Source organism: Streptomyces sp. NBC_01166 (assembly GCF_045039765.1).
In the GTDB taxonomy this organism is placed as follows: domain Bacteria; phylum Actinomycetota; class Actinomycetes; order Streptomycetales; family Streptomycetaceae; genus Streptomyces.
Genome location: NZ_CP108613.1, coordinates 3424284 through 3449410, shown reverse-complemented (window position 1 = coordinate 3449410; position 25127 = coordinate 3424284). Strand labels below are relative to the sequence as shown.

Below are 25127 nucleotides of genomic sequence, written 5' to 3'. Positions count from 1 at the left end.
CCTTTGGTTGCCGGCCCCAGTGAACTCGCCTGTAAGGGTGGGGTGATGGGTGGCTGGTCGTTGTTTGAGAACTGCACAGTGGACGCGAGCATCTGTGGCCAAGTTTTTAAGGGCGCACGGTGGATGCCTTGGCACCAGGAACCGATGAAGGACGTGGGAGGCCACGATAGTCCCCGGGGAGCTGTCAACCAAGCTTTGATCCGGGGGTTTCCGAATGGGGAAACCCGGCAGTCGTCATGGGCTGTCACCCGCTGCTGAACACATAGGCAGTGTGGAGGGAACGAGGGGAAGTGAAACATCTCAGTACCCTCAGGAAGAGAAAACAACCGTGATTCCGGGAGTAGTGGCGAGCGAAACTGGATGAGGCCAAACCGTATGCGTGTGATACCCGGCAGGGGTTGCGCATACGGGGTTGTGGGATCTCTTTTTCACAGTCTGCCGGCTGTGAGGCGAGTCAGAAACCGTTGATGTAGGCGAAGGACATGCGAAAGGTCCGGCGTAGAGGGTAAGACCCCCGTAGCTGAAACATCAACGGCTCGTTTAAGAGACACCCAAGTAGCACGGGGCCCGAGAAATCCCGTGTGAATCTGGCGGGACCACCCGCTAAGCCTAAATATTCCCTGGTGACCGATAGCGGATAGTACCGTGAGGGAATGGTGAAAAGTACCGCGGGAGCGGAGTGAAATAGTACCTGAAACCGTGTGCCTACAAGCCGTGGGAGCGTCGCTGTATGTGCTTGCACATGCAGTCGTGACTGCGTGCCTTTTGAAGAATGAGCCTGCGAGTTAGCGGTGTGTAGCGAGGTTAACCCGTGTGGGGAAGCCGTAGCGAAAGCGAGTCCGAATAGGGCGATTGAGTTGCACGCTCTAGACCCGAAGCGGAGTGATCTAGCCATGGGCAGGTTGAAGCGGAGGTAAGACTTCGTGGAGGACCGAACCCACCAGGGTTGAAAACCTGGGGGATGACCTGTGGTTAGGGGTGAAAGGCCAATCAAACTCCGTGATAGCTGGTTCTCCCCGAAATGCATTTAGGTGCAGCGTCGTGTGTTTCTTGCCGGAGGTAGAGCACTGGATAGGCGATGGGCCCTACCGGGTTACTGACCTTAGCCAAACTCCGAATGCCGGTAAGTGAGAGCACGGCAGTGAGACTGTGGGGGATAAGCTCCATGGTCGAGAGGGAAACAGCCCAGAGCATCGACTAAGGCCCCTAAGCGTACGCTAAGTGGGAAAGGATGTGGAGTCGCAGAGACAACCAGGAGGTTGGCTTAGAAGCAGCCACCCTTGAAAGAGTGCGTAATAGCTCACTGGTCAAGTGATTCCGCGCCGACAATGTAGCGGGGCTCAAGCGTACCGCCGAAGTCGTGTCATTCACACATATAGGGCCAACGCCTGTGTGGATGGGTAGGGGAGCGTCGTGTGCCGGGTGAAGCAGCCGCGGAAGCGAGTTGTGGACGGTTCACGAGTGAGAATGCAGGCATGAGTAGCGATACACACGTGAGAAACGTGTGCGCCGATTGACTAAGGGTTCCTGGGTCAAGCTGATCTGCCCAGGGTAAGTCGGGACCTAAGGCGAGGCCGACAGGCGTAGTCGATGGACAACCGGTTGATATTCCGGTACCCGCTTTGAAACGCCCAATACTGAATCAGGCGATGCTAAGTCCGTGAAGCCGGCCCGATCTCTTCGGAGTTGAGGGTAGTGGTGGAGCCGACGAACCAGACTTGTACTAGGTAAGCGATGGGGTGACGCAGGAAGGTAGTCCAACCCGGGCGATGGTTGTTCCCGGGGTAAGGGTGTAGGCCGTGTGGTAGGTAAATCCGTCACACATTAAGGCTGAGACCTGATGCCGAGCCGATTGTGGTGAAGTGGATGATCCTATGCTGTCGAGAAAAGCCTCTAGCGAGTTTCATGGCGGCCCGTACCCTAAACCGACTCAGGTAGTCAGGTAGAGAATACCGAGGCGTTCGGGTGAACTATGGTTAAGGAACTCGGCAAAATGCCCCCGTAACTTCGGGAGAAGGGGGGCCATCACTGGTGATCCGATTTACTCGGTGAGCTGGGGGTGGCCGCAGAGACCAGCGAGAAGCGACTGTTTACTAAAAACACAGGTCCGTGCGAAGCCGTAAGGCGATGTATACGGACTGACGCCTGCCCGGTGCTGGAACGTTAAGGGGACCGGTTAGTGCACTTTCGGGTGTGCGAAGCTGAGAACTTAAGCGCCAGTAAACGGCGGTGGTAACTATAACCATCCTAAGGTAGCGAAATTCCTTGTCGGGTAAGTTCCGACCTGCACGAATGGCGTAACGACTTCTCGACTGTCTCAACCATAGGCCCGGTGAAATTGCACTACGAGTAAAGATGCTCGTTTCGCGCAGCAGGACGGAAAGACCCCGGGACCTTTACTATAGTTTGATATTGGTGTTCGGTTCGGCTTGTGTAGGATAGGTGGGAGACTTTGAAGCGGCCACGCCAGTGGTTGTGGAGTCGTCGTTGAAATACCACTCTGGTCGTGCTGGATGTCTAACCTGGGTCCGTGATCCGGATCAGGGACAGTGTCTGATGGGTAGTTTAACTGGGGCGGTTGCCTCCTAAAGAGTAACGGAGGCGCCCAAAGGTTCCCTCAGCCTGGTTGGCAATCAGGTGTTGAGTGTAAGTGCACAAGGGAGCTTGACTGTGAGACCGACGGGTCGAGCAGGGACGAAAGTCGGGACTAGTGATCCGGCAGTGGCTTGTGGAAGCGCTGTCGCTCAACGGATAAAAGGTACCCCGGGGATAACAGGCTGATCTTCCCCAAGAGTCCATATCGACGGGATGGTTTGGCACCTCGATGTCGGCTCGTCGCATCCTGGGGCTGGAGTCGGTCCCAAGGGTTGGGCTGTTCGCCCATTAAAGCGGTACGCGAGCTGGGTTTAGAACGTCGTGAGACAGTTCGGTCCCTATCCGCTGTGCGCGTAGGAATATTGAGAAGGGCTGTCCCTAGTACGAGAGGACCGGGACGGACGAACCTCTGGTGTGCCAGTTGTCCTGCCAAGGGCATGGCTGGTTGGCTACGTTCGGAAAGGATAACCGCTGAAAGCATCTAAGCGGGAAGCCTGCTTCGAGATGAGTATTCCCACCACCTTGAGTGGTTAAGGCTCCCAGTAGACGACTGGGTTGATAGGCCAGATGTGGAAGCCCGGTAACGGGTGGAGCTGACTGGTACTAATAGGCCGAGGGCTTGTCCTCAGTTGCTCGCGTCCACTGTGTTAGTTCTGAAATAACGAACGGCCGTGTTTTCATCCGGTGTTGGTTAATTTCATAGTGTTTCGGTGGTCATTGCGTTAGGGAAACGCCCGGTTACATTCCGAACCCGGAAGCTAAGCCTTTCAGCGCCGATGGTACTGCAGGGGGGACCCTGTGGGAGAGTAGGACGCCGCCGAACAATTATTCCGGGAAAGCCCCGTGCCCTTGTGGCACGGGGCTTTTCTGCGTTCACGGCTGGATCAGAGTCGGCAGGCAGCGCTCCAGTCTCTCCGGAGCGGAGCGCTGCTGGCCCGTATCTTTTACAGTCGGCCGGCTGCTTTCAGCGCTAGGTAGGCATCAGCCAGGGCGGGAGCGAGGTCGTTGGGCGCGGCATCGACGACCGTGACGCCATGACGCCGGAGCTGGTCCGCGGTGCGGCGGCGCTGAGCTTGTGCCTGCGTGCCCGCGGCGGCCTCGTAGATCGCGTCCACTGTGCCCCGCGCGTGGGTCATCACCTCGACGTGAGGATCCGCCACCGCTGCGACCAGGACCGTGTGGCGCTGAGTGAGCTGCGGGAGGACGGGCAGGAGGCCCTCCTCGATAGGTGCGGCGTCCAGACTCGTCAGCAGGACGATGAGGGAGCGGCGGGGAGCGCTCGCAAGTGCGGCCGTGCTGAGACCACGCGCGTCGGTCTCCACGAGTTCCGGCTCCAGAGTGGCCAGGGTGCTGACGAGAGTCGACAGGACGTCCCCTCTCGCTGTTCTCCCCTGTACCTGGGCCCGGACACGCCGGTCGTAGGCGATCAGGTTCACCCGGTCGCCGGCGCGGGTGGCGAGCGCGGTGAGGAGGAGGGTCGCGTCCATGGCTGCGTCGAGTCGCGGCACGTCACCTACCCGCCCCGCCGATGTGCGGCCGGTGTCGAGGACGACGAGGATGTGGCGGTCGCGTTCAGGGCGCCAGGTGCGGACAGCGACCGCGGTCTGGCGTGCGGTGGCACGCCAGTCGATGGAACGGGTGTCGTCTCCTGGGACATAGGCGCGCAGGCTGTCGAACTCCGTGCCTTCTCCCCGTGTGAGAACGCTGGTCCGGCCGTCGAGTTCACGAAGCCGGGCCAGACGCGAGGGCAGGTGCTTCCGGCTCGTGAAGGGCGGCAGCACGCGGACTGTCCAGGGGACGCGGTGGTATCCCTGCCGGGCCGCGAGACCGAGGGGACCGAACGACCGGACAGTGACGCGGTCGGCCTGCCGGTCTCCACGCCGCGACGGACGCAGGAAGGTGGTCAAGCGGTGGCGTTCCTCGGCGGGTACGCCGAATTGATGGCGGGAAGATGCTTGTTCGGACTCCGAGGTCCAGCTGCTCGGGGGCCACGCGTCGCGGAGGTGGGCGCGGAGCCGGCGCCTGGACGGATTGGTCACTGTGAGTTGCACCGCTGCGGTTTCGCCGAGTCGAACGGATGTATCACCGGATCGGGTGAACTGCAGCGTGCGCACTGGCGCAGCCAGGGCGTAGTCGCACAGAATTGCCAGTGAGAGCGGGACATTGACCGCAAGCATGCCCGTCCAACTCGGGGCCAGGATGCCTACGGGGAGTGACCCCAGGGCCGCCACCAGGGCGGCCCGTCCGGTGAGGGCCATGGTCACCGCCTCACCGGGGGACGGGGATGTGGGCGAGGACAGAGGTGATGACGGAGTCCGGAGTGACTCCCTCCATCTCCGCTTCCGGCCGCAGCTGTATGCGATGACGGAGTGTGGGCAGAGCGAGGGCTTTCACATCGTCCGGGATGACGTAGTCCCGGCCTGTGAGCCAGGCCCATGCCCGTGCGGTGGAGAGCAGTGCGGTGGCTCCTCGGGGGGAGGCCCCGAGGGTGAGCGAGGGGGATTCACGCGTGGCACGACAGATATCGACGACGTAGGCAGCGATCTCGGGAGAGACCGAAGTCCTGGCGACGGCGGCGCGTGCCGCTTCGAGGTCGGCGGGGCCGGCGACGGGCTGTATGCCTGCTGCCTTGAGATCACGTGGGTTGAACCCGTCCGCGTGGCGAGTGAGCACGTTGATCTCGTCCTCGCGTGAGGGGAGGGGGACCGTCAGTTTGAGGAGGAAGCGGTCCAGCTGCGCCTCGGGCAGCGGGTAGGTGCCCTCGTATTCGACAGGGTTCTGGGTGGCCGCCACCAGGAAGGGGTCGGGCAGCGGTCGTGGGGACCCGTCGATGGTGACCTGACGTTCTTCCATGGCCTCCAGCAGGGAGGACTGCGTCTTGGGAGGGGTTCGGTTGATCTCGTCGGCGAGCAGGAGATTGGTGAACACCGGTCCGGGCTGGAAGGAGAACTCGGCGGTCCGGGCGTCGTAGACGAGTGACCCCGTGACGTCGCTCGGCATGAGGTCGGGGGTGAACTGGACGCGCTTGGTGTCCAGTTCGAGCGAGGCGGCAAGTGCGCGGACCAGGAGGGTTTTCGCTACTCCGGGCACGCCCTCCAGGAGGACGTGGCCTCGGCAGAGGAGAGCGACGACCAGTCCGGTGACGGCCGGGTCCTGGCCGACCACGGCCTTGGCGATCTCGGAACGCAGGGCTTCCAGGGATGCGCGGGCGCTGTCGGAGTTCGCCGGGGCCACAGGGGCCCCTGCGGTTGCCGCAAGCTCGGCGGTCTCCGGGGTCGGGGCGCTCATGACGTGCGTACCTCTCTTTCGAGGGCGTCGAGTTGATCGGTCAGAAGGACGAGCGCGGCGTCATCAGCCGGCGCAGGGCCGAAGAGGAGGTCGCCGACGTCGCTGCCCGGGTTGCTCAGGCGTGTGGCGAGGGCGGGAAGGAGCACCTCGCGGGAATCGGCGTCACGGGGGGATACACCGAGGAGGGGGGAGATGCGGTTTCGGGTGGCGGAGCGCAGTTCGGCCGCGGCGCGGTCGCGGGCGTCGGCCATGCGGTAGAGGCGGGCCCGTCCTTCAGCGGATTCGGAGGCCCGGATGGTCACCGGCAGGCGCTCGGTGACCAGGGGGCCGAGGCGACGGGCGCGCCAGACGGCGGTGAGCACCGCGGCGAGGGCCAGTTGGAGAGTGCCCCAGAGCCAGCCGGAGGGGATGAGGCCGAGGAAGCCGCTCTCTCCTTCGGTTCCTCCGTCACTGTCGTCGTCCCGGCCGGCCGCGCCGCCTTCGGCCGCGGAGGGATCGTCGAGCGAGGGGAGGTACCAGACGAGATGCGGTCGGGAGCCGAGGAGTTGCAGGCCCAGCGAGGCGTTGCCCTGCTGGTCGAGCCGGTCGTTGTAGAGGAAATCGGGGGAGCCGAGCAGCACGGTGTCGCCGGCGCTGTGCCCCGGGAGGACAAGGAGGGAGGCGAGTCCGTCGTCCGGGTAGCAGGCGGTGGCCCGGCGCGCGTCCGTCGCGTAGTGGATGCCGCCCATGTCAGTGGTCCCCGCGGTGCGGGCCGCGGGGAGTTCGCAGCGTGGGGGGCGTGCGGTGACCGGTCCGTGGGCTTCCAGGTGCACGCCGGGGGCGAGCCGGGCCACGGAGGGGGTGCCAGGGGCGACGAGGACGGTGCGGCCTCCGGAGCCGGCGGTCGCCGTGTGGAGGCGCCGCTGCTGGTGTGCGGTGAGCACGTTTGGCCCGGCGACGAGCAGGGTGGTGTCGGGGCCCACAGCGCCGGTGGCCTCGTCGAGGGTGGTGGCGACCTCGACGGATACGCCGCGGTCCTTGAGGAGTTCGGCGACGGCCCGGCTGCCGTAGGGGTCCGCGGAGCGGGGATCGAGTCGGCCGTGCTGGCCGCCGGAGCGGACAGCGGCAAGGGCGACCCCGGCGATGACGAGGATGAGGAGGGCGAGCAGCAGCCCCCGGACGCGCTGCCAGATCTGTTGGGGGCTTCGGGATTCCGATGTGGTGGGAACGGCCGCGACAGCGGTCATCCGGCGCCCCCTCGGGCCGCGCCGCTGGTCAGCAGGGGTTTGGCGGCCTCGAGTTCCAGGTCGAGGGTGCACAGGGTCAGGTATGCGGCCTCGTCGGCGGTGCGGCCCCCGTATGTGACGTCGTCGAAGACCCGGGCGGCGGCGCGTAGCCGGTCGGCGTGTGCGGGCATCAGGCGGCCCGCCTCGGCGGCCGCCTCGTCCGCGGTGCGGCCGGGGCGTGGGTCGAGCACGGCCCGGTCCTCCAGGGAGCGTACGAGGGCGCGCATCCGTTCCTGGACGGCTGCGGTCCAGCGCCGGGCTTCGGCGTGCGCGGCGGCGGCGGTGCGGTGGCCTGCCGCGCTGCGGGTGGTGCTGTCGAAGAGCGTCTCGGGTGAACGGGGAGCGTGCCGAGGTGTGCCGAGCCTCCACCACAGGGCGGCCCCCAGGCCGACGACGGCGAGAGCGAGCACGACGAGCCCCAGCGGGCCGCCGGGGGCGGCGTCGGCGGCGCCGGCGAAGAGGTCGCCGATCCAGTCCCAGAAGCGGTCGAGGCCGCGTTCGAGGAGGTTCGGGTCGTGTTCGTGGTACATCGGGTCGGACAGTTCGTCCCGCGCAGCCTCGCGGGCGGGGACGCGTGAAGTGTCCACGGGTATGTCCTCGCCCGCCCGGATGAGTCGTACCGCCGCGGTGGTGCCCCCCGCCCCCGTCACCGCATCAGCTCCTGGGGGTGTCGTAGCCGGGCACGCCCGCGGCCCGGGCCAGTTCGAGGTCGAGGGCTTCGCGGCGGATGCGCTGGTCGACGTAGAGCAGGGCCATCACTCCGGCGGTGAAGGGGTACGCGAGTGTCGAGACGATCACTTCGCCGATGCCCGTGATGATGAGGAAGGGCCAGCCGAAGTCCGTCGAGCTGCTGTTGAGGAACTCGCTCAGACCGTCGCTGTCCACGGTCACCGCGATGATGCCGAACGGAATCGCGATGATCAAGGTCAGGACGATGACCAGCAGGTAGGTGAGGGCCAGGATGCCGAACGTCCGCCACCAGTTCCCTCTGACGAGCTTGGCGGACCGGCGGAGCGAAGTGATCACGGACTGTCGTTCCAGCATCAGCGCCGGTGCCGCGAGCGTGAAGCGGATCATCAGCCAGAGGACGACGCCGCAGGAGGCGACGAAGCCGAGGAACGTCAGGGCGAGTCCGCCCGCACCGCCGCCGAGAGCCAGGCCGGGAAGCAGGCCCACCGCCATGATGGCGGCGCTCATCAGGCTCAGCAGAAGGGTCAGCCCGAGGAGCGGGAGGAGCCGGGGGCGAGCTTCGGCCCATGCCTCGGAGAGCGTCAGGCTCCGGCCGAGCACGGAGCGGCTGATCACCACGGTCAGGACGGAGGTGGTGATGAGCGTGGCGATCATCGCGACGAGCGTGCCGGGGGCGCTGTTGATCAGCTGGGACTGTGCCGAGTCGGTGGCCTGGCGGAGCGCCTCCGCCCCGGTCGCGTTCGGGTCGACCGACTCCTGCTCGGGCAGCACATAGCGCTGCAGAAGGATGATCACGATCTCGGCGATCACGGAGACGGTGAGGCTGATGCCCAGCACCGTGCGCCAGTGGGTGCGCATGGTGGACACCGCGCCGTCGAGGATCTCGCCGACCCCCAGGGGGCGGAGCGGGATGACGCCGGGCTTCGCTGCCATGGGCGGGCGGCCCCACCCGGAACCCTGCGGCATGCCGCCCCAGCCCGGAGCGGGTGGTGGCGCGCCCGGGCCTGTGCCGGGGGCGCTCGGCGGAGACCACTGCCCCGGAGGCGGCTGTGCGGGAGACCACTGTCCGGCGGGCCCGCTTCCGTCGACGGGAGCGGAGGGTTTGGGAATGCCCGTCTCCTGGCCGTCGGAGGGGGCGGATCCGGGCGAAGCCCAGCCCGGAGAGTCGTTCATCGTCGCTCCTTCACAGTCCTGTCCGCTCATCGGGGCGGCAGGTTGCCAGCCATCGTGCCACGCGTCGGTCCGGTGCGGGTCTGGCGCTGTATCTCCTTCTTGCCTTCGTGCACGGGCGGTTCAGCGGGCAGACTGGGCAGATGGCTGATCAGGACGCGCAATCGCCGGTGGGTATCGAGCCTCCGGCCCTCTCCGTACTCCGCTGGGACGAGCCCCCGGAAGGTCCTGCGGTGGTGCTCCTCGACCAGACGCGGCTGCCCGCCGAGGAGGCCGAGCTGGTGTGCGCCGACGTGCCCGCACTGGTGCGGGCGATCCGGAATCTCGCGGTGCGAGGGGCACCACTGCTGGGTATCGCCGGGGGGTACGGGGTGGCGCTGGCCGCTGCCCGGGGTGAGGACGTGGCTCAGGCCGCGGAGCTGCTGGAACAGGCGCGGCCCACCGCGGTGAACCTCGGGTACGGGGCGCGTCGGGTGGCGCGGGCGTACCGGGCGGCGGCCGGGAGCGGGTCCGGCCCGGAGGCGGCTGCCGTGGCGGCCCTGGCCGAGGCGCGGTCGCTGCATCAGGAGGACGCGGCGGCCAGCGGGCGGATGGCGCAGTACGGTCTGGAGCTGCTCGGGGAGCTCCTGCCGGGCGGAGGTGGGCACCGGCTGCTGACCCACTGCAACACCGGGGCGCTCGTGTCCGGTGGTGCGGGGACCGCGTTCGCCGTGGCGCTGAGGGCGCACCGGAAGGGCAGCCTGCGGCAGCTGTGGGTGGACGAGACCCGGCCGCTGCTCCAGGGCGCCCGGCTGACGGCGTACGAGGCGGCGCGGAACGGGATGCCGTACAGCTTGCTCACGGACAGCGCGGCGGGTTCGCTGTTTGCGGCGGGGGAGGTGGATGCCGTAATCATCGGGGCTGACCGCATCGCCGCGGACGGCTCGGTGGCCAACAAGGTGGGGAGCTATCCGTTGGCGGTGCTCGCGAAGTACCACCACGTGCCGTTCCTCGTCGTGGCGCCCACGACCACGATCGATCTGGAGACGGTGGACGGCACATCGATCGTCGTGGAGCAGCGTTCCGCGGCGGAAGTGACAGAGTTCACATCCAAGCCGGGTGCTCCGGCCGGGAGCGAGGGCGGCGGGACGGTCGTCGCACCCCTGGGAACCCATGCGTACAACCCCGCATTCGACATCACGCCGCCCGAACTGGTCACGGCGATCGTCACGGAGGAGGGCGTCATTTCCCCGGTCACGGGGGTCGGACTGGCAGAGCTGTGTGCCAGGTCATCGCAGGTAACGATTAGCTAATGGGATGATGTCGTTTATGAAGGGACGCGTCCTTGTCGTCGACGACGACACCGCACTGGCCGAGATGCTCGGCATTGTGCTGCGGGGAGAAGGTTTCGAGCCGTCGTTCGTAGCGGACGGCGACAAGGCACTGGCCGCATTTCGTGAGGCCAAGCCCGACCTGGTGCTGCTGGACCTCATGCTGCCCGGAAGGGACGGCATCGAGGTCTGCAGGCTGATCAGGGCCGAGTCAGGTGTGCCGATCGTCATGCTCACTGCCAAGAGCGACACGGTGGATGTGGTGGTGGGCCTGGAATCCGGGGCCGACGACTACATCGTCAAGCCGTTCAAACCGAAGGAGTTGGTTGCCCGGATCAGGGCGCGTTTGCGGAGGTCCGAGGAGCCGGCGCCGGAACAGCTGGCGATCGGTGACCTGGTCATCGACGTGGCCGGTCACTCGGTGAAGCGGGAAGGGCAGTCCATCGCCCTCACCCCGCTGGAGTTCGACCTGCTGGTTGCCCTCGCCCGCAAGCCGTGGCAGGTCTTCACCCGTGAGGTGCTGCTCGAGCAGGTCTGGGGCTATCGCCACGCCGCCGACACCCGTCTGGTGAACGTGCACGTCCAACGGCTGCGCTCGAAGGTGGAGAAGGACCCGGAGCGGCCGGAGATCGTTGTGACCGTCCGCGGTGTCGGTTACAAGGCCGGACCGAGCTGACATGACCCTGGGCAGCGCTGCTCCGCCACCCGGGGTGCCCGGGGCCCGTACGGAGCGGGCTGCCGGTCCGGCACGGAGTGCTCCTCGTTTCGGCCGGGCCCCGTTGGGCGGCCGGTTGTTCCGCGACCGGACGCCCGGCGGCCCCGTGCCCCGGCTGCTGATGCGGTGGATCCGTGGCCCGCTGCTGCCGGCTGTCCGCCTGTGGCGGCGCAATCTGCAGCTCCGCGTCGTGGCGGGCACGCTGCTGATGTCGATCGCCGTGGTGCTGCTCCTCGGTTTCGTCGTGATCGGGCAGGTCCGTAACGGCCTGCTCGAGGCGAAGGGCAAGGCCGCGCAGACACAGGCGGCCGGCGGCTTCGCGGCCGCCCAGACGAACGCGAACGCGCCTCTCGTCCCGGGTGACCAGAGCGAGGAGGGCGCCGACGGCATGACGGCCAACGCCTCCTGGCGCACCGAGCTCGTCGACCAGCTCGCCAGTGGTGGCACGAACGCCTTCAACGTGGTGGCGCTCAGCCCCGACTCCTCCGGGCTCGGTACCACCAGCCGCGCTCCGCGCGGCTCGGGCAGCGTGGACGCGTCCAGCATCCCGCAGAAGCTGCGGGACGACGTGGGCAAGGGCGCGGGAGCCTTCCAGACGTACTCGCTGATCAAGTACTCGCACGGGAAGCACGCGGAGCCCGGGCTCGTCGTGGGCAAGCGGCTCTACGACGTCGACCACAACCCGTACGAGCTGTACTACCTCTTCCCGCTCACGCAGGAGGAGAAGTCGCTGACCCTGGTGACGACGACCCTGGCCACGGCCGGCCTGTTCGTGGTCGTGCTGCTCGGTGCCATCGCCTGGTTCGTGGTGCGCCAGGTCGTCACGCCCGTACGGATGGCGGCGGGGATCGCCGAGAGGCTTTCCGCGGGGAGGCTCCAGGAGCGGATGAAGGTCACCGGTGAGGACGACATCGCGCGCCTCGGCGAGGCCTTCAACAAGATGGCGCAGAACCTCCAGCTGAAGATCCAGCAGCTGGAGGAGCTCTCCCGTATGCAGCGGCGTTTCGTCTCGGACGTCAGCCATGAGCTGCGCACCCCGTTGACGACCGTGCGGATGGCCGCCGATGTCATCCATGAGGCGCGTGTCGACTTCGACCCGGTCACGGCCCGGTCCGCGGAGTTGCTGGGGGACCAGCTCGACCGCTTCGAGTCGCTCCTCTCCGATCTGCTGGAGATCAGCAGGTTCGACGCGGGTGCCGCGGCGCTGGAGGCCGAGCCGATAGATCTGCGTACGGTCGTCCGGCGGGTGATCGGCGGTGCAGAGCCGCTGGCGGAGCGCAAGGGCACCCGGATCCGGGTGGTGGGTGACGAACAGCCCGTGGTCGCGGAGGCCGACGCGCGCCGGGTCGAGCGGGTCCTGCGCAATCTCGTCGTCAACGCCGTCGAGCACGGTGAGGGACGGGACGTCATCGTGCGGATGGGTGTCGCGCAGGGTGCTGTGGCCGTGGCCGTCAGGGACTACGGCGTGGGGCTCAAGCCGGGCGAGGCGACCCGGGTCTTCAACCGCTTCTGGCGGGCGGATCCGGCACGTGCCCGCACCACCGGCGGCACCGGTCTGGGGCTGTCGATCGCCGTCGAGGACGCCCGGCTGCACGGAGGCTGGCTGCAGGCCTGGGGCGAGCCCGGTGGCGGCTCGCAGTTCCGGCTGACCCTGCCGCGCACGGCGGACGAACCGCTGCGCGGTTCTCCGATACCGCTGGAGCCGGAGGACTCCCGGCGCAACCGGGAGGACCGTGAGCGTGCGGAGGCGGTGCCGGCGGTGAGCGAACAGCGGCTGATGTCCGTACCGAGCCAGACAGGCTCACCATCGCGTTCGCATCTGTCCGTGCCGGCGCACGGGCCCGCGGCGCCGCGTGTGGCGACTTCGGTCGACCCGACGGCTCTGCCGGGCAGCGGAGCACGTGTGGTGTCGCGTCCGGCCGGAGGCCGGCCGGGCGGGGGCGGCGACCCAGAGACGCAGGATCCGGAGCAGGAGGACACGACTCGTGGACACTGACCGCCGTCGGGGCGGGCGGGCGGTGCGGTTGTCCGTGCTGCTCGGCTGCGGCGTCATGGTGATCGCCGGGTGCGGAGCGATGCCGGTCACCGGCGACGTGAAGGCGGTCGACGCCTCGCAACCCGGCGATTCCCAGGTGCAGGTGTATGCCGTGCCGCCGAGGGAGGGCTCCACGCCCATCGAGGTCGTCGACGGCTTCCTGGAGTCGATGACCAGCGACGACCCGGATTTCGAGACGACCCGCAAGTATCTGACGGCGGAGGCGGGCCGGAGCTGGCAGCCGGGCGAGGGCACCACGGTGCTCGCGAAGGCGCCCAACCGCAACGGTCCCACGATCCACGACAAGGCACGCGGGGCCGCCGAGACCACCTACACGCTGACCGGCGAGCAGGTGGCGGCGGTCGACGCGCAGAGTTCGTACCGGCCGCTGGCCCCGTCGGAGTACTCCCAGATGCTTCATCTGGTCCGGGAGAAGGGAACGGACGGCAAGCAGGAGTGGCGGATCGACATCGTGCCGGACGGCCTGGTGCTCGGGCAGTCCGACTTCAAGCGTCTCTACCGGTCTGTGAACAAGTACTACTTCGCCGCCGGCCGGACGGACGACGAGGCGGCGCTGGTCGCCGATCCCGTCTACGTACGCAACCGCACGGACCCCGTCACGCGGATGGACACGGCCACGCAGACGGTGCGAACGCTGCTGGAGGGCCCGTCGAACTGGCTGCGGCCGGTGGTCGATTCACGCTTTCCCGTGGGTACGGCGCTGGAGAGAGGGGTCACCTCGCTGACGACCGACGACCAGAACGTCCTGAAGGTGCCGCTCAACAAGAAGGCCGACAAGGTCGGGCCGGACGCCTGCCGGATGATGGCGGCCCAGGTTCTCTTCACGCTGCGCGACCTGACGTCCGCCCGGGTGGGGCAGGTGGAACTGCAGGGTCAGCAGGGCCCGCTGTGCTCCCTCGGGGCCGACGAGGCCGAGGATTTCGCCTCGGGCAAGGGTTCGGACGAGCCCGACAGCCAGTACTTCGTGGACGACAAGGGGCGCGTGCAGCGCATCCCCGGAAGCAGCAAGGGCAGTGGGGATCCGGAGCCGGTGACCGGTCCGCTGGGCAGCGGGACAGTGCCCATGAGCGCCGTGGGCGTGGCCAGGGACGAGGAGCAGGCCGCCGCGGTCTCGGAGAACCAGCAGCATCTCTACGTGTCCTCCCTCGCCGAGGAGAGCGAGCCGGCTGCCCCCGTGGTGACCAGTGGCGCCAAGAACCCCATGGACAGGCTGTCGGCACCGAGCTGGGACGGCAAGGGCGATCTGTGGGTCGCCGACCGTGACCCGGAGGATTCCAGGCTGCTGCGTCTGGTCGACGGTGCCGGAGAGCCGCAGGAGGTGTCGGTGCCCGGTCTGAGCGGCGGGCGGATCGAGGCCCTGCGGATGTCCTCGGACGGGGTGCGGATCGCCCTGCGGGTTTCGAGGGACGGGCACACGACGCTGCTCATCGGCCGGGTCGAGCGTCATGGCTCGGGCGAGACCGAGCAGGTCTCGGTGGAGGACCTGCGCCAGGCCGCGCCCCAGCTGGCCGACGTGACGGCTGTTTCCTGGTCCGGCCGCAGCCGTCTCGTGGTGGTCGGCAAGGAGGAGGGCGGTGTGCAGCAGGTGCGTTACGTCCAGGCCGACGGATCCACGTCGTCCTCCGGCGTCCTGCCAGGTGTGAACCAGGTGACGGCTGTCGCGGCCGCCGACGACGACCAGCTCCCGCTGATGGCGGACACCGAGAGCGACGGGATCGTGAAGCTGTCGCCGGGGGACAACTGGCAGACGGTCCTCAAGGAGGGCTCCTCGCTGGTCTACCCGGGCTGAGCGGCGCGGCGCGTCGGGGCTGCCCGCACCTTCGGCGCGCGGCAGCCTGTCCACAGGGGTTTTCCACAGGGATGGCCGAGTGCCCGTCGGCCGGTCACAGTGGGACCGTGCGGGGTTGGTGGCAGGAGATCGTGGGACTGGTGCTGCCCGTGGCCTGCGGGGGCTGCGGCAGACCGCGGACAGAGCTGTGCGAGGAGTGCGCCGCCGGTCTGGAGGCCGGGCCGCGCCGTGTGAGGCCGACGCCCGAGCCGGAGGGCCTGCCGGCGGTCCACGCGGCGGCGCCGTACGAGAACGCCGTACGCGCGATGCTGCTGGCCCACAAGGAGCGAGGGGCACTCGGCCTCGCCGGGGTGCTCGGCGGGGCCGTGGCGGCCGCTGTGAGGGCCGGAGCGGGGCATGCGGGCGACGTGGGCCCGCTGCTGCTGGTTCCCGTGCCTTCGGCGCGGCGGGCCACGGCGGGGCGCGGCCATGACCCGGTGCGCAGGATCGCGGCCGCGGCAGCGGCCGAACTGCGGCGTGGAGGCACGCGGGCGCGGGTGTCCGCCGTGCTGAGGCAGCGGCGTGCGGTGGCCGACCAGGCGGGGCTGGGGGCCCGGGAGCGGCACGCGAACCTGGCGGGTGCCCTCGTCGTCGCGGACGGCGGCCGGAGGCTGCTCGACGGGGGCCACGTCGTGCTGGTGGACGACCTGCTGACGACGGGATCGTCACTGGCGGAGGCGGCCCGCGCGGTCCGTGGAACGCACCCCGGCGACGGTCCGGCGGAAGGGCTCCGTGCCGCGGTTGTCGCAGCCTCTCCGTCCGCCTTCGAAATAAACCGGAACTGACAGATTACTTGCGTCGTTGCAGGTAGTGAGTGGGTAAAGGGGCCCGATCGGAGGTACGCGTGAGTAGCGGGTGCCGACACGGTGATGGTCAGGCTATGTTCGGTTGTGAGGGACGGTGAATTCCGTGCCTCCGCGAATGCGCCACCAGGTTTCGGGCAGGTAACTCACCGGTACGCCAGAAGCATGGAAATCGGTGGGGTGGACACCCTGTCGATGGGGGAGGAGGAGGTGACAGCCACCGAGTCCGCGGCTCCGGCGATCACCGGAGCCTGGTGCAAAAGGGAGATGCTCCGCCGCCGAAGCGGAGCGATCCGGGAACGGAGTTCTGCGTGGACATCGTCGTCAAGGGCCGCAAGACCGAGGTGCCCGAGCGGTTCCGCAAGCACGTGGCCGAGAAACTGAAGCTGGACAAGATCCAGAAGTTCGACGGCAAGGTGATCAGCCTCGACGTCGAGGTGTCCAAGGAGCCGAATCCCCGTCAGGCCGACCGTGCGGCAAGGGTGGAGATCACGCTCCACTCGCGCGGCCCGGTCATCCGGGCGGAAGCGGCAGCAGGCGACCCGTACGCAGCGTTGGACCTGGCCACCGACAAGCTGGACACCCAGCTGCGCAAGGAGCACGACAAGCGCTACAGCAGGCGCGGCAACGGCCGTCGGTCCGCAGCCGAGGTCGGAGAGGTCGTGCCGGACGCCGCCTCGTTCAACGGGGACGGCGAACTCATCCCGACGGAGCCCGAGTCGTCCGTGCCCACGACCAGGATCGGCTCGCTCGAGGTCCAGGGCGAAGGGCCGCTCGTGGTGCGTGAGAAGACGCACGTGGCAGCGCCGATGACGCTCGACCAGGCGCTCTACGAGATGGAGCTGGTCGGGCACGACTTCTATCTGTTCGTCGACTCCGAGACCAAGGAGCCCAGTGTCGTCTACCGGCGGCACGCCTATGACTACGGTGTCATTCACCTGAGGACCGACCCGCTGGCTTCCGACGAGGCAGGCGGCGCGGGCGGTGCGCTCGGCGGCTGACACCCACCGCTCACAGCCGATCGCGGTGCCCCTGGAAGCGTCAGCGCGCCTCCAGGGGCACCGCGCGTGACCGCGGGGGCGCCGCTTCGACGGCCGGGCATGGAATCATGGCGCCCCAGGCCAATCAGTGCTCTGTGCACTGACGTTGGCGGGCAGCCTGTGACCTCAGGCAGTGGCCTTCAGGGGGAGGAACGATGGCGGACACCTTCGGGCCCGTGCGCGGGACGAACGATGCCGACAGCACTGCCGGTACGGACTCCGTTGCGGACGACGGCAGTTCCCGCAAGGAACCCATCAGGGTCCTTGTGGTGGACGACCATGCGCTGTTCCGCAGAGGTCTGGAGATCGTCCTCGCACAGGAGGAGGACATCCAGGTCGTCGGAGAGGCGGGGGACGGGGCGGAAGCGGTCGACAAGGCGGCGGACCTGCTGCCCGACATCGTGCTGATGGACGTGAGGATGCCCAAGCGCGGCGGCATCGAGGCGTGCACCTCCATCAAGGAGGTGGCACCCAGCGCGAAGATCATCATGTTGACGATCAGCGATGAGGAGGCCGACCTCTACGAGGCGATCAAGGCCGGCGCCACCGGCTATCTGCTCAAGGAGATCTCGACCGACGAGGTGGCCACGGCCATTCGCGCGGTGGCGGACGGCCAGTCCCAGATCAGCCCGTCGATGGCGTCCAAGCTGCTCACCGAGTTCAAGTCGATGATTCAGCGCACCGACGAGCGCAGGCTCGTCCCCGCGCCGCGGCTCACCGAGCGGGAGCTGGAAGTGCTCAAACTCGTGGCCACCGGCATGAACAACCGTGATATCGCCAAGGAATTGTTCATTTCCGAGAACACGGTGAAGAACCACGTCCGCAATATCCTGGAGAAGCTCCAGCTGCACTCCCGGATGGAAGCCGTGGTCTATGCCATGCGGGAGAAGATCCTCGAGATCAGGTAGCGGGGGGACGCGGTCCGTCCGGCCTATGCGAGGGCGCGGGCGATTTCCCCCATGAGCGGCTCGCGCAGCTCAGGTGCGTCGACGCGCTCAAGCCGCACATCCGTGCAGCCGACCCAGGACGCCGCCTCCACGAGGGCCTCGGCCATGGGCGCCACGGACTTCGCGCCGTCCAGGGAGACCTGGCGGGCGACCAGCGTGGCCCCGTCCCTGGCCGGATCGACCCGGCCCTGCAGCCTGCCGCCCGCCAGCAGCGGCATCGCGAAGTAGCCGTGGATCCGCTTGGGCCGGGGGACGTACGCCTCCAGGCGATGGGTGAAGCCGAAGATCCGCTCCGTACGCGCGCGTTCCCAGATCAGTGAGTCGAAGGGGGACAGCAGCGTCGTACGGTGCCGTCCGCGCGGCTCCGAGGCGAGGGCCTCCGGGTGGGCCCAGGCAGGCTTCGCCCAGCCCCGCACCGAGACCGGCACCAGCCCGGAGTCCGCCACCGCGGCGTCGAACTGCTCGGCCTTGAGCCGGTGGTAGTCGGCGATGTCCGCCCGGGTGCCCACCCCCAGCGACCGTCCCGCCAGGGCGACCAGCCGGCGCAGGCACTCCGTGTCGTCCAGGTCGTCGTGGAGCACGGCGTCCGGGATCGCGCGCTCGGCCAGGTCGTAGACCCGCTTCCAGCCGCGCCGCTCGGTGCACACCACCTCGCCGTACATCAGGGCCCGCTCCACGGCGACCTTGGACGCGGACCAGTCCCACCACTCCCCGCCGTTCTTCGCGCCGCCGAGCTCGGTCGCCGTCAGTGGTCCCTCGGCGCGCAGCTGCTTGATCACCGTCTCGTACGCCCCGTCGGGCAAGTCGTGGCTCCAGTGCGGGCGGGCCCGGTAGGCGCGGCGGCGGAACGCGAAGTGCGGCCACTCCTCGACGGGCAGGACACAGGCGGCATGCGACCAGTACTCGAACGAGCGGCCGCCCGACCAGTAGGCCTCGTCGACCGCGCGGCGGCCGAGCGCGCCGAGGCGGGCGTAGGGCACGAGCTCGTGCGACCTGGCCAGGACCGAGATGGTGTCGAGCTGCACCGCTCCGAGACGGCGCAGCACCCCCGGGACCCCGCCCCGGCGGTCCGGGGCGCCCAGGAGGCCCTGGGCGCGCAGGGCGATGCGGCGCGCCTGGTCGGCGGAGATTTCCAGGACGGGCGGCGGCACAGACGTCATGCGTCGAACCCTAGAGCGCGCCACTGACATCGGGGGCCGGCCGGTAGGGATGGGTGCCGGGGAGCCTCAGATCGCCCGGGAGCAGCGCGGCGTTCCACGTGTCACGCCGTATCCCCTTGTTGAACAGGGCGGACCGCTGCTCACCCTCCATGCGGAAGCCCGCACGGAGAGCGACCGACCGTGACCGGGTGTTGCCGACCTCCGTCCGCCATTCGACGCGGTCCGCGGCGAGGGCGGTGAACGCCCAGCGGGCCACCTCGATCAGCGCTTCCGTCGCGTAACCGGTGCCGCGGTGTTCCTTGGCCGTCCAGAAGCCCACCTCGTACGTGCCCGGCAGGACGCGGCGCATGACGCCGAGCGCGCCGACGAGCTGACCGCCGTCCCGTCGCAGTACCGCGAAGTTGTACGTCGTGTCGTCCTGCCAGCCCGCGGGCGAGAGCGTCCCTGTGAAGAGCTCCGCGTCGGCACGGGTGTACGGCGAAGGGACAACTGTCCACCGCTGGATGTCCGGGTCCTGGCACGCGGCGTGGACCGCGTCCGCGTCCTCGGGCGCGAAGGGGCGCATGAACAGGCGTTCAGTGGTGACCGTGGCGGGTTCCATGCATGGATTCTGGCGACGGGGAGCACCGGACGCGAGCACTTTTCGGTGCTTCCCGGCACCTTCCGTCCACTCCGGCCGTTGTCCAGGAAGGGCGCGGTGGGGAGAACGCCGCGGCAGCCCTCCCGGCGTGGCGGGGTCCTCGCTTACGATGGCCGTTGCGGTGGGGTCCACCTGCCGTGCCCGCGCCAGAGTCCATCACACGACCCAGTGCCAGGCCCGACCGGCAAGGAGACCAGCCTCAGTGTCCGTCTTCAACAAGCTCATGCGTGCAGGCGAAGGCAAGATCCTGCGCAAACTGCACCGCATCGCGGACCAGGTCAGCTCCATCGAAGAGGACTTCGTCAACCTCTCCGACGCCGAGCTGCGGGCGCTCACCGACGAGTACAAACAAAGGTACGCGGACGGCGAGAGCCTGGACGACCTGCTTCCCGAAGCATTCGCGACCGTCCGTGAGGCCGCCAAGCGCGTTCTCGGACAGCGCCACTACGACGTCCAGATGATGGGCGGTGCCGCCCTGCACCTCGGCTATGTCGCCGAGATGAAGACCGGCGAGGGCAAGACCCTCGTCGGTACCCTGCCCGCGTATCTCAACGCGCTCTCCGGCAAGGGCGTGCACCTGATCACGGTCAACGACTACCTGGCCGAGCGCGACTCCGAGATGATGGGCCGGGTGCACAAGTTCCTCGGCCTCGAGGTCGGCTGCATCATCGCCAACATGACTCCGGCGCAGCGCCGCGAACAGTACGCCTGCGACATCACGTACGGCACGAACAACGAGTTCGGCTTCGACTACCTCCGCGACAACATGGCGTGGTCCCAGGACGAGCTCGTCCAGCGCGGCCACAACTTCGCCATCGTCGACGAGGTCGACTCGATCCTGGTCGACGAGGCCCGTACCCCGCTGATCATCTCCGGCCCGGCCGACCAGGCCACCAAGTGGTACGGCGACTTCGCCAAGCTGGTCACGCGTCTCACCAGGGGTGAGGCGGGCAACCCGCTGAAGGGCATCGAGGAGACCGGCGACTACGAGGTCGACGAGAAGAAGCGGACCGTGGCCATCCACGAGCCCGGCGTCTCCAAGGTCGAGGACTGGCTCGGGATCGACAACCTCTACGAGTCGGTGAACACCCCGCTCGTCGGTTACCTGAACAACGCGATCAAGGCCAAGGAGCTCTTCAAGAACGACAAGGACTACGTCGTCATCGACGGCGAAGTCATGATCGTCGATGAGCACACCGGCCGTATCCTCGCCGGCCGCCGCTACAACGAGGGCATGCACCAGGCCATCGAGGCGAAGGAAGGGGTGGACATCAAGGACGAGAACCAGACGCTCGCCACGATCACCCTGCAGAACTTCTTCCGCCTGTACGACAAGCTCTCCGGCATGACCGGTACGGCGATGACCGAGGCGGCCGAGTTCCACCAGATCTACAAGCTCGGCGTCGTGCCGATCCCGACGAACCGGCCCATGGTCCGCGCCGACCAGTCGGACCTGATCTACCGGACCGAGGTCGCGAAGTTCGCCGCGGTCGTCGACGACATCGCGGAGAAGCACGAGAAGGGGCAGCCGATCCTGGTCGGCACGACCTCCGTCGAGAAGTCCGAGTACCTCTCGCAGCAGCTGTCGAAGCGCGGTGTGCAGCACGAGGTCCTCAACGCCAAGCAGCACGACCGGGAAGCGCCGATCATCGCCCAGGCCGGCCGCAAGGGTGCCGTCACGGTCGCGACGAACATGGCCGGCCGCGGTACGGACATCAAGCTGGGCGGCAACCCCGACGACCTGGCCGAGGCGGACCTGCGTCAGCGCGGACTCGACCCGGTCGAGCACGTCGAGCAGTGGGCGGCCGCGCTGCCCGCGGCACTGGAGAAGGCCGAGCAGGCCGTCAAGGCCGAGCACGACGAGGTCAAGGAGCTCGGCGGGCTCTACGTCCTGGGCACGGAGCGGCACGAGTCGCGGCGTATCGACAACCAGCTGCGCGGTCGTTCCGGCCGTCAGGGCGACCCGGGTGAGTCCCGGTTCTACCTGTCGCTGGGCGACGACCTGATGCGGCTGTTCAAGGCGCAGATGGTCGAGCGCGTCATGTCGATGGCGAACGTGCCCGACGACGTCCCCATCGAGAACAAGATGGTGACGCGGGCGATCGCCTCCGCGCAGTCGCAGGTCGAGCAGCAGAACTTCGAGACGCGTAAGAACGTCCTGAAGTACGACGAGGTGCTCAACCGGCAGCGTGAGGTCATCTACGGCGAGCGCCGCCGTGTCCTGGAGGGTGAGGATCTGCAGGACCAGATCCGCCACTTCATGGACGACACGATCGACGACTACATCCGGCAGGAGACCGCCGAGGGGTTCGCGGAGGAGTGGGACCTCGACCGGCTGTGGGGCGCCTTCAAGCAGCTCTACCCGGTGAAGGTCACGGTCGAGGAGCTCGAGGAGGCCGCGGGCGACCTGGCCGGTGTGACCGCCGACTTCATCGCCGAATCGGTCAAGGACGACATCCACGAGCAGTACGCGGAGCGGGAGAAGACGCTCGGCTCGGACATCATGCGTGAGCTCGAGCGGCGCGTGGTCCTCTCCGTCCTGGACCGCAAGTGGCGTGAGCACCTCTACGAGATGGACTACCTCCAGGAGGGCATCGGCCTCCGTGCCATGGCGCAGAAGGACCCGCTGGTCGAGTACCAGCGCGAGGGCTTCGACATGTTCAACGCCATGATGGAGGGCATCAAGGAGGAGTCCGTCGGCTACCTGTTCAACCTGGAGGTCCAGGTCGAGCAGCAGGTCGAGGAGGTTCCGGTGCAAGAGGGCGCGACCTCGCTGGAGAAGCAGGACGCGCCGGTGGCGGCCGCGGCCGGGCGCCCGGAGATCCGGGCCAAGGGCCTGGACGCTCCGCAGCGTCCTGACCGGCTGCACTTCTCCGCCCCCACGGTGGACGGGGAGGGCGGCGTCGTCGAGGGTGACTTCTCCAACGGTGACGGCGACGGTGCGCGGTCCGAGGGAGACGGGATGACGCGTGCGGAGCGCCGTAAGGCGCAGAAGAGCGCGAGTGGGCGGCGCCGCAAGAAGTAGCGCGGCTCGCCGCACCTGGCCCGGACACCTTCGTGGTGTCCGGGCCAGGTGCGTTTCGTGGCCCTCTGCGGCGCTGTCCGGGGCCGGGGGTGTGGCTGGGTCCCACTCGGGCCTTCCGGGGGCGGAGGGGCGCTCTGTGGCCCTCCGGGGCCGTCGTGCGGCTCCGGCGTAGGGTGTCCTCAACAGCCGGACGGGCTTGATCCGGTGCGTTCGGCTGTCGAGTGCGGGTGAGGCCGAGCGCGGTCGTGTGTCCTCGATCGCGGACGGGCTTGGACCGGCAAGCCCGTCCCGGGGTCATCTGACGGCGGGGAGCCGTTCGCCGCCCAGGTCGATCGCGGCGCAGCGCCAGCGGAGGTCGGGGCCCTGTTCCAGGCGGAAGGCCATGGCGCGGACCTGCTCGCCCGTGGCGATGCTGGCGAAGGCCTCGACCACGCCGTCGGCCGGCCGGCTGCCGTGGCAGGTGCGTACGACCGGGCGCCGGCAGCCGGCGCCGAGCGGGGCGTCAGGGGCGAGTTCGGCGAGCTGGTCGTAGGCCTCGCCGATGGTGTGGCCGAGCATCCAGTGCACCGGGCGCTGGCCGCTGAGGACGGCGAGCAGGCGTTCCGCGAACCACTGGTGCGGGCGCAGCGGCCGCCGGGGCCGTTGCGGCGGTACCGTGCCCGGCCTGCTGCTGTCGCGTCGTCCGGCCGGCCTCGTCCTGTCCTTGCTCATGCTCGTAGCCCCCGTGGCTGCTGTCCGGTGCCCGGTTGAGTACCGGGCGGTAACTTGTGCTGGGGATCTTCTACGGGGCCGGTCGTCGGCCCCGCAACCGGCGGCTGGGGCCGGCCGGGCACGCAGCGGGATCACCTATCCGGGTGATGGGCCCCTGGCCGCAAGGGAACGGCGGGGGTGACGGTCGTCGCGCGGTGGACAGCGACGGACGGATCGGTCGCCCCGAAGGGGGACGCCGCACGTATCCTGAGGGCGTCATCGACTACGAAAGCGGTCAGCCATGCGTGTGTACGTCCCCCTGACCCTCTCCGGTCTTGCCTCGGTGCACAGGGCGGGCGAGGTCGGTCCGGGGCCGCTCACCGCTTATGCCGTGACGCCCGGTCTGCGCGAGTGGTACGTCTCCGACGACATCGAGGAGCTGGAGTACGCGGCGCTCAACCGGGCCGCGTCCGCCTCGCTGCGGCTGATCGCGGGCCGCCCGGAGGAGACCAGGCGCCGGGTCGTCGTCGCCCTCGATGTGCCGGACGGGTCGGCGGTCGCCGATCCGGACCATGTCCTGGACGCCTCCTCGCTCGGCGAGGTGCGGATCGCGCACGCGGTGGCGCTGTCGAAGGCCGCGGCCGTGCACGTGGACGCCGACGACGCCGAGAAGGACGTCGCCGCGGCGGCAGCGGCACTGGGTGCGGCGGACCTCGGCGACGACGACGCCCAGTTCACCGTGGACGGCGCGGAGGACCACGAGCTGCTGTGGTTCGGGATCCAGGAGATCCCCGGCCTGATCGCCTGACCTGCCGGGCGCACAGCCGCCTGAGCCCGGGTGACTGTCGTACCGGGCGAGTATTTTCTACTCATGGCGACATCGGGGAAGCACCGCACACATCTGGTCTGGGACTGGAACGGCACACTGCTCGACGACATCCAGGCGGTCCTCGGGGCGTCGAACGCCGCTTTCGCGGAGGTCGACCTGGAGCCGCTCACGCTGGACCAGTACCGCGAGATGTACTGCGTGCCGATACCCAAGTTCTACGAGCGGCTCATGGGCAGGCTCCCCACCCCCGCCGAGTGGGAGCGGATGGACGGCCTCTTCCACCGCCACTACACCGAGCAGCGGACGGCCTGCGGCCTGACCGAGGGCGTCGAGGAGCTGCTGGTCCGGTGGCAGCGCGGCGGCCGCAGCCAGTCGCTGCTCAGCATGTACGGCCATGAGCACCTGGTCCCGGTGGTCCGGGGATACGGCATAGAGCGTCATTTCGTACGCGTCGACGGCCGTACGGGCCCCTCCGGCGGCAGCAAGGCCCAGCACATGGAGCGCCACTTCGAGGTGCTCGGGGACATAGCCCCCGAATCCGCCGTGGTCATCGGTGACGCGGTGGACGACGCCGTGGCAGCGGCCCATGTCGGCGCGCGTGCCGTGCTCTACACCGGGGGTTCGCACAGCCGCAGCAGCCTGGAGGCGGTGGGCGTGCCCGTGGTGGACACCCTGGCCGAGGCGGTCGCGCTGGCCGAGCTGATGGCGGACTGAGCGTATCTGCTCGCCTGTGTGTCCTTTGTGTGTCCGTACGTGCAGCAACGATTCGGTGCGATGTCCAGAGTGTCAAAGTTCGGGGTCTTCTTTTGTACATATGCGGCTCATGACGGTTGTGGGTGCAGGAGGGATAGCCTGGTGCGGTGATCAGCGCGATACGCCTCGGGGGCAGCGAAGCCCCCGGCCTGCGCCCGGAGTGCCACAGCACCCGGGCGATGCGTGATCTCCGCGTCCCGGGCCCTCCGCCGAAAATGGCCGATATGGTCCCGGACATCTCCCCAGGCGGCATAGCGTCGAGTCAGACCGGAAACCCCGCGTCGTGGCGGTACGTCGCCTTCTTCACCTACGTCACGCAACGG

18 protein-coding genes and 2 rRNA genes are annotated in these 25127 nt (G+C 68.3%); 12 read left to right on the top strand and 8 right to left on the bottom strand.

Features of this window, described 5'->3' with window-relative positions; all coding sequences use genetic code 11:
* The first annotated feature begins 96 nt into the window (after positions 1 to 96).
* Both OG379_RS15815 and rrf read left to right on the top strand, forming a co-directional pair.
* Positions 97 to 3222 (top strand): 23S ribosomal RNA (locus OG379_RS15815).
* Positions 3223 to 3301: 79 nt separating this feature from the next.
* A 5S ribosomal RNA gene (rrf, locus tag OG379_RS15810) occupies positions 3302 to 3418 on the top strand.
* A gap of 121 nt (positions 3419 to 3539) precedes the next feature.
* On the opposite strand, the gene OG379_RS15805 is transcribed toward rrf, so the two are convergent.
* The 5 genes from OG379_RS15805 to OG379_RS15785 are packed head-to-tail and all read right to left on the bottom strand — an operon-like array spanning position 3540 to position 9011.
* Entirely contained in the window at positions 3540 to 4853 is a 1314-nt protein-coding gene (locus tag OG379_RS15805; protein ID WP_405663232.1) for a DUF58 domain-containing protein, read from the bottom strand.
* A 10-nt stretch (positions 4854 to 4863) separates the two neighbouring features.
* Complete coding sequence (locus OG379_RS15800) at positions 4864 to 5883, bottom strand: AAA family ATPase (protein WP_405663229.1); 1020 nt, start codon at positions 5881 to 5883, stop codon at positions 4864 to 4866.
* Positions 5880 to 7109: a DUF4350 domain-containing protein gene (locus OG379_RS15795; protein WP_405663227.1), complete on the bottom strand. Its 1230-nt coding sequence runs from the start codon at positions 7107 to 7109 to the stop codon at positions 5880 to 5882. The genes OG379_RS15800 and OG379_RS15795 overlap by 4 nt, the downstream gene beginning before the upstream one ends.
* Positions 7106 to 7798 carry a DUF4129 domain-containing protein gene (locus OG379_RS15790; protein ID WP_405663225.1) on the bottom strand — a complete coding sequence of 231 codons (693 nt, stop codon included), beginning with the start codon at positions 7796 to 7798 and terminating at the stop codon, positions 7106 to 7108. The genes OG379_RS15795 and OG379_RS15790 overlap by 4 nt, the downstream gene beginning before the upstream one ends.
* Before the next feature lie 4 nt (positions 7799 to 7802).
* The gene (locus OG379_RS15785; protein WP_405663223.1) at positions 7803 to 9011 is read right to left on the bottom strand and encodes a glycerophosphoryl diester phosphodiesterase membrane domain-containing protein; all 1209 of its coding nucleotides are present in this window, start codon (positions 9009 to 9011) and stop codon (positions 7803 to 7805) included.
* 140 nt (positions 9012 to 9151) lie between these two features.
* On the opposite strand from OG379_RS15785, the gene mtnA reads away from it, so the two are divergent.
* The 7 genes from mtnA to OG379_RS15750 all read left to right on the top strand — a co-directional run bounded on the left by mtnA (position 9152) and on the right by OG379_RS15750 (position 17668).
* Positions 9152 to 10300, top strand: coding sequence for an S-methyl-5-thioribose-1-phosphate isomerase (mtnA, locus tag OG379_RS15780; protein ID WP_405663221.1), 1149 nt, complete (start codon positions 9152 to 9154; stop codon positions 10298 to 10300).
* A gap of 4 nt (positions 10301 to 10304) precedes the next feature.
* Positions 10305 to 10994: a two-component system response regulator MtrA gene (gene mtrA / locus OG379_RS15775; RefSeq protein ID WP_187281934.1), complete on the top strand. Its 690-nt coding sequence runs from the start codon at positions 10305 to 10307 to the stop codon at positions 10992 to 10994.
* Position 10995: 1 nt separating this feature from the next.
* A complete protein-coding gene (gene mtrB, locus OG379_RS15770) occupies positions 10996 to 13029 on the top strand; it encodes an MtrAB system histidine kinase MtrB (protein WP_405663218.1) in 2034 nt (677 codons plus the stop codon).
* On the top strand, positions 13019 to 14878 hold the full coding sequence (locus OG379_RS15765) for an LpqB family beta-propeller domain-containing protein (protein WP_405663216.1): 1860 nt from the start codon (positions 13019 to 13021) through the stop codon (positions 14876 to 14878). Before mtrB ends, OG379_RS15765 begins: the two co-directional genes overlap by 11 nt.
* 107 nt (positions 14879 to 14985) lie before the next feature.
* On the top strand, positions 14986 to 15702 hold the full coding sequence (locus OG379_RS15760) for a ComF family protein (RefSeq protein WP_405663213.1): 717 nt from the start codon (positions 14986 to 14988) through the stop codon (positions 15700 to 15702).
* A gap of 329 nt (positions 15703 to 16031) precedes the next feature.
* Positions 16032 to 16721, top strand: coding sequence for a ribosome hibernation-promoting factor, HPF/YfiA family (hpf, locus tag OG379_RS15755; RefSeq protein ID WP_393765678.1), 690 nt, complete (start codon positions 16032 to 16034; stop codon positions 16719 to 16721).
* 194 nt (positions 16722 to 16915) lie between these two features.
* Entirely contained in the window at positions 16916 to 17668 is a 753-nt protein-coding gene (locus tag OG379_RS15750; RefSeq protein ID WP_405663210.1) for a response regulator, read from the top strand.
* Between the two features lie 23 nt (positions 17669 to 17691).
* Here the strand turns inward: OG379_RS15750 and OG379_RS15745 are convergent, their stop codons facing one another.
* Both OG379_RS15745 and OG379_RS15740 read right to left on the bottom strand, forming a co-directional pair.
* The gene (locus OG379_RS15745) at positions 17692 to 18867 is read right to left on the bottom strand and encodes a winged helix-turn-helix domain-containing protein (RefSeq protein WP_405663207.1); all 1176 of its coding nucleotides are present in this window, start codon (positions 18865 to 18867) and stop codon (positions 17692 to 17694) included.
* Positions 18868 to 18877: 10 nt separating this feature from the next.
* The gene (locus tag OG379_RS15740; RefSeq protein ID WP_405663205.1) at positions 18878 to 19468 is read right to left on the bottom strand and encodes a GNAT family N-acetyltransferase; all 591 of its coding nucleotides are present in this window, start codon (positions 19466 to 19468) and stop codon (positions 18878 to 18880) included.
* 241 nt (positions 19469 to 19709) lie between these two features.
* Here OG379_RS15740 and secA point away from each other — a divergent pair, with 241 nt between their 5' ends.
* A complete protein-coding gene (gene secA / locus OG379_RS15735; protein ID WP_405663202.1) occupies positions 19710 to 22532 on the top strand; it encodes a preprotein translocase subunit SecA in 2823 nt (940 codons plus the stop codon).
* 294 nt (positions 22533 to 22826) lie between these two features.
* Here secA and OG379_RS15730 read toward each other — a convergent pair whose 3' ends face one another.
* Positions 22827 to 23243 (bottom strand): Rv3235 family protein, encoded by a 417-nt coding sequence (locus OG379_RS15730; protein ID WP_405663199.1) that lies wholly within the window; start codon positions 23241 to 23243, stop codon positions 22827 to 22829.
* Between the two features lie 280 nt (positions 23244 to 23523).
* On the opposite strand from OG379_RS15730, the gene OG379_RS15725 reads away from it, so the two are divergent.
* Together OG379_RS15725 and OG379_RS15720 are read left to right on the top strand one after the other, a co-directional pair.
* Entirely contained in the window at positions 23524 to 24030 is a 507-nt protein-coding gene (locus tag OG379_RS15725) for a DUF6912 family protein (protein WP_393765684.1), read from the top strand.
* 63 nt (positions 24031 to 24093) lie between these two features.
* Positions 24094 to 24765 carry an HAD family hydrolase gene (locus OG379_RS15720; protein WP_405663196.1) on the top strand — a complete coding sequence of 224 codons (672 nt, stop codon included), beginning with the start codon at positions 24094 to 24096 and terminating at the stop codon, positions 24763 to 24765.
* The last annotated feature ends 362 nt before the right edge of the window (positions 24766 to 25127 follow it).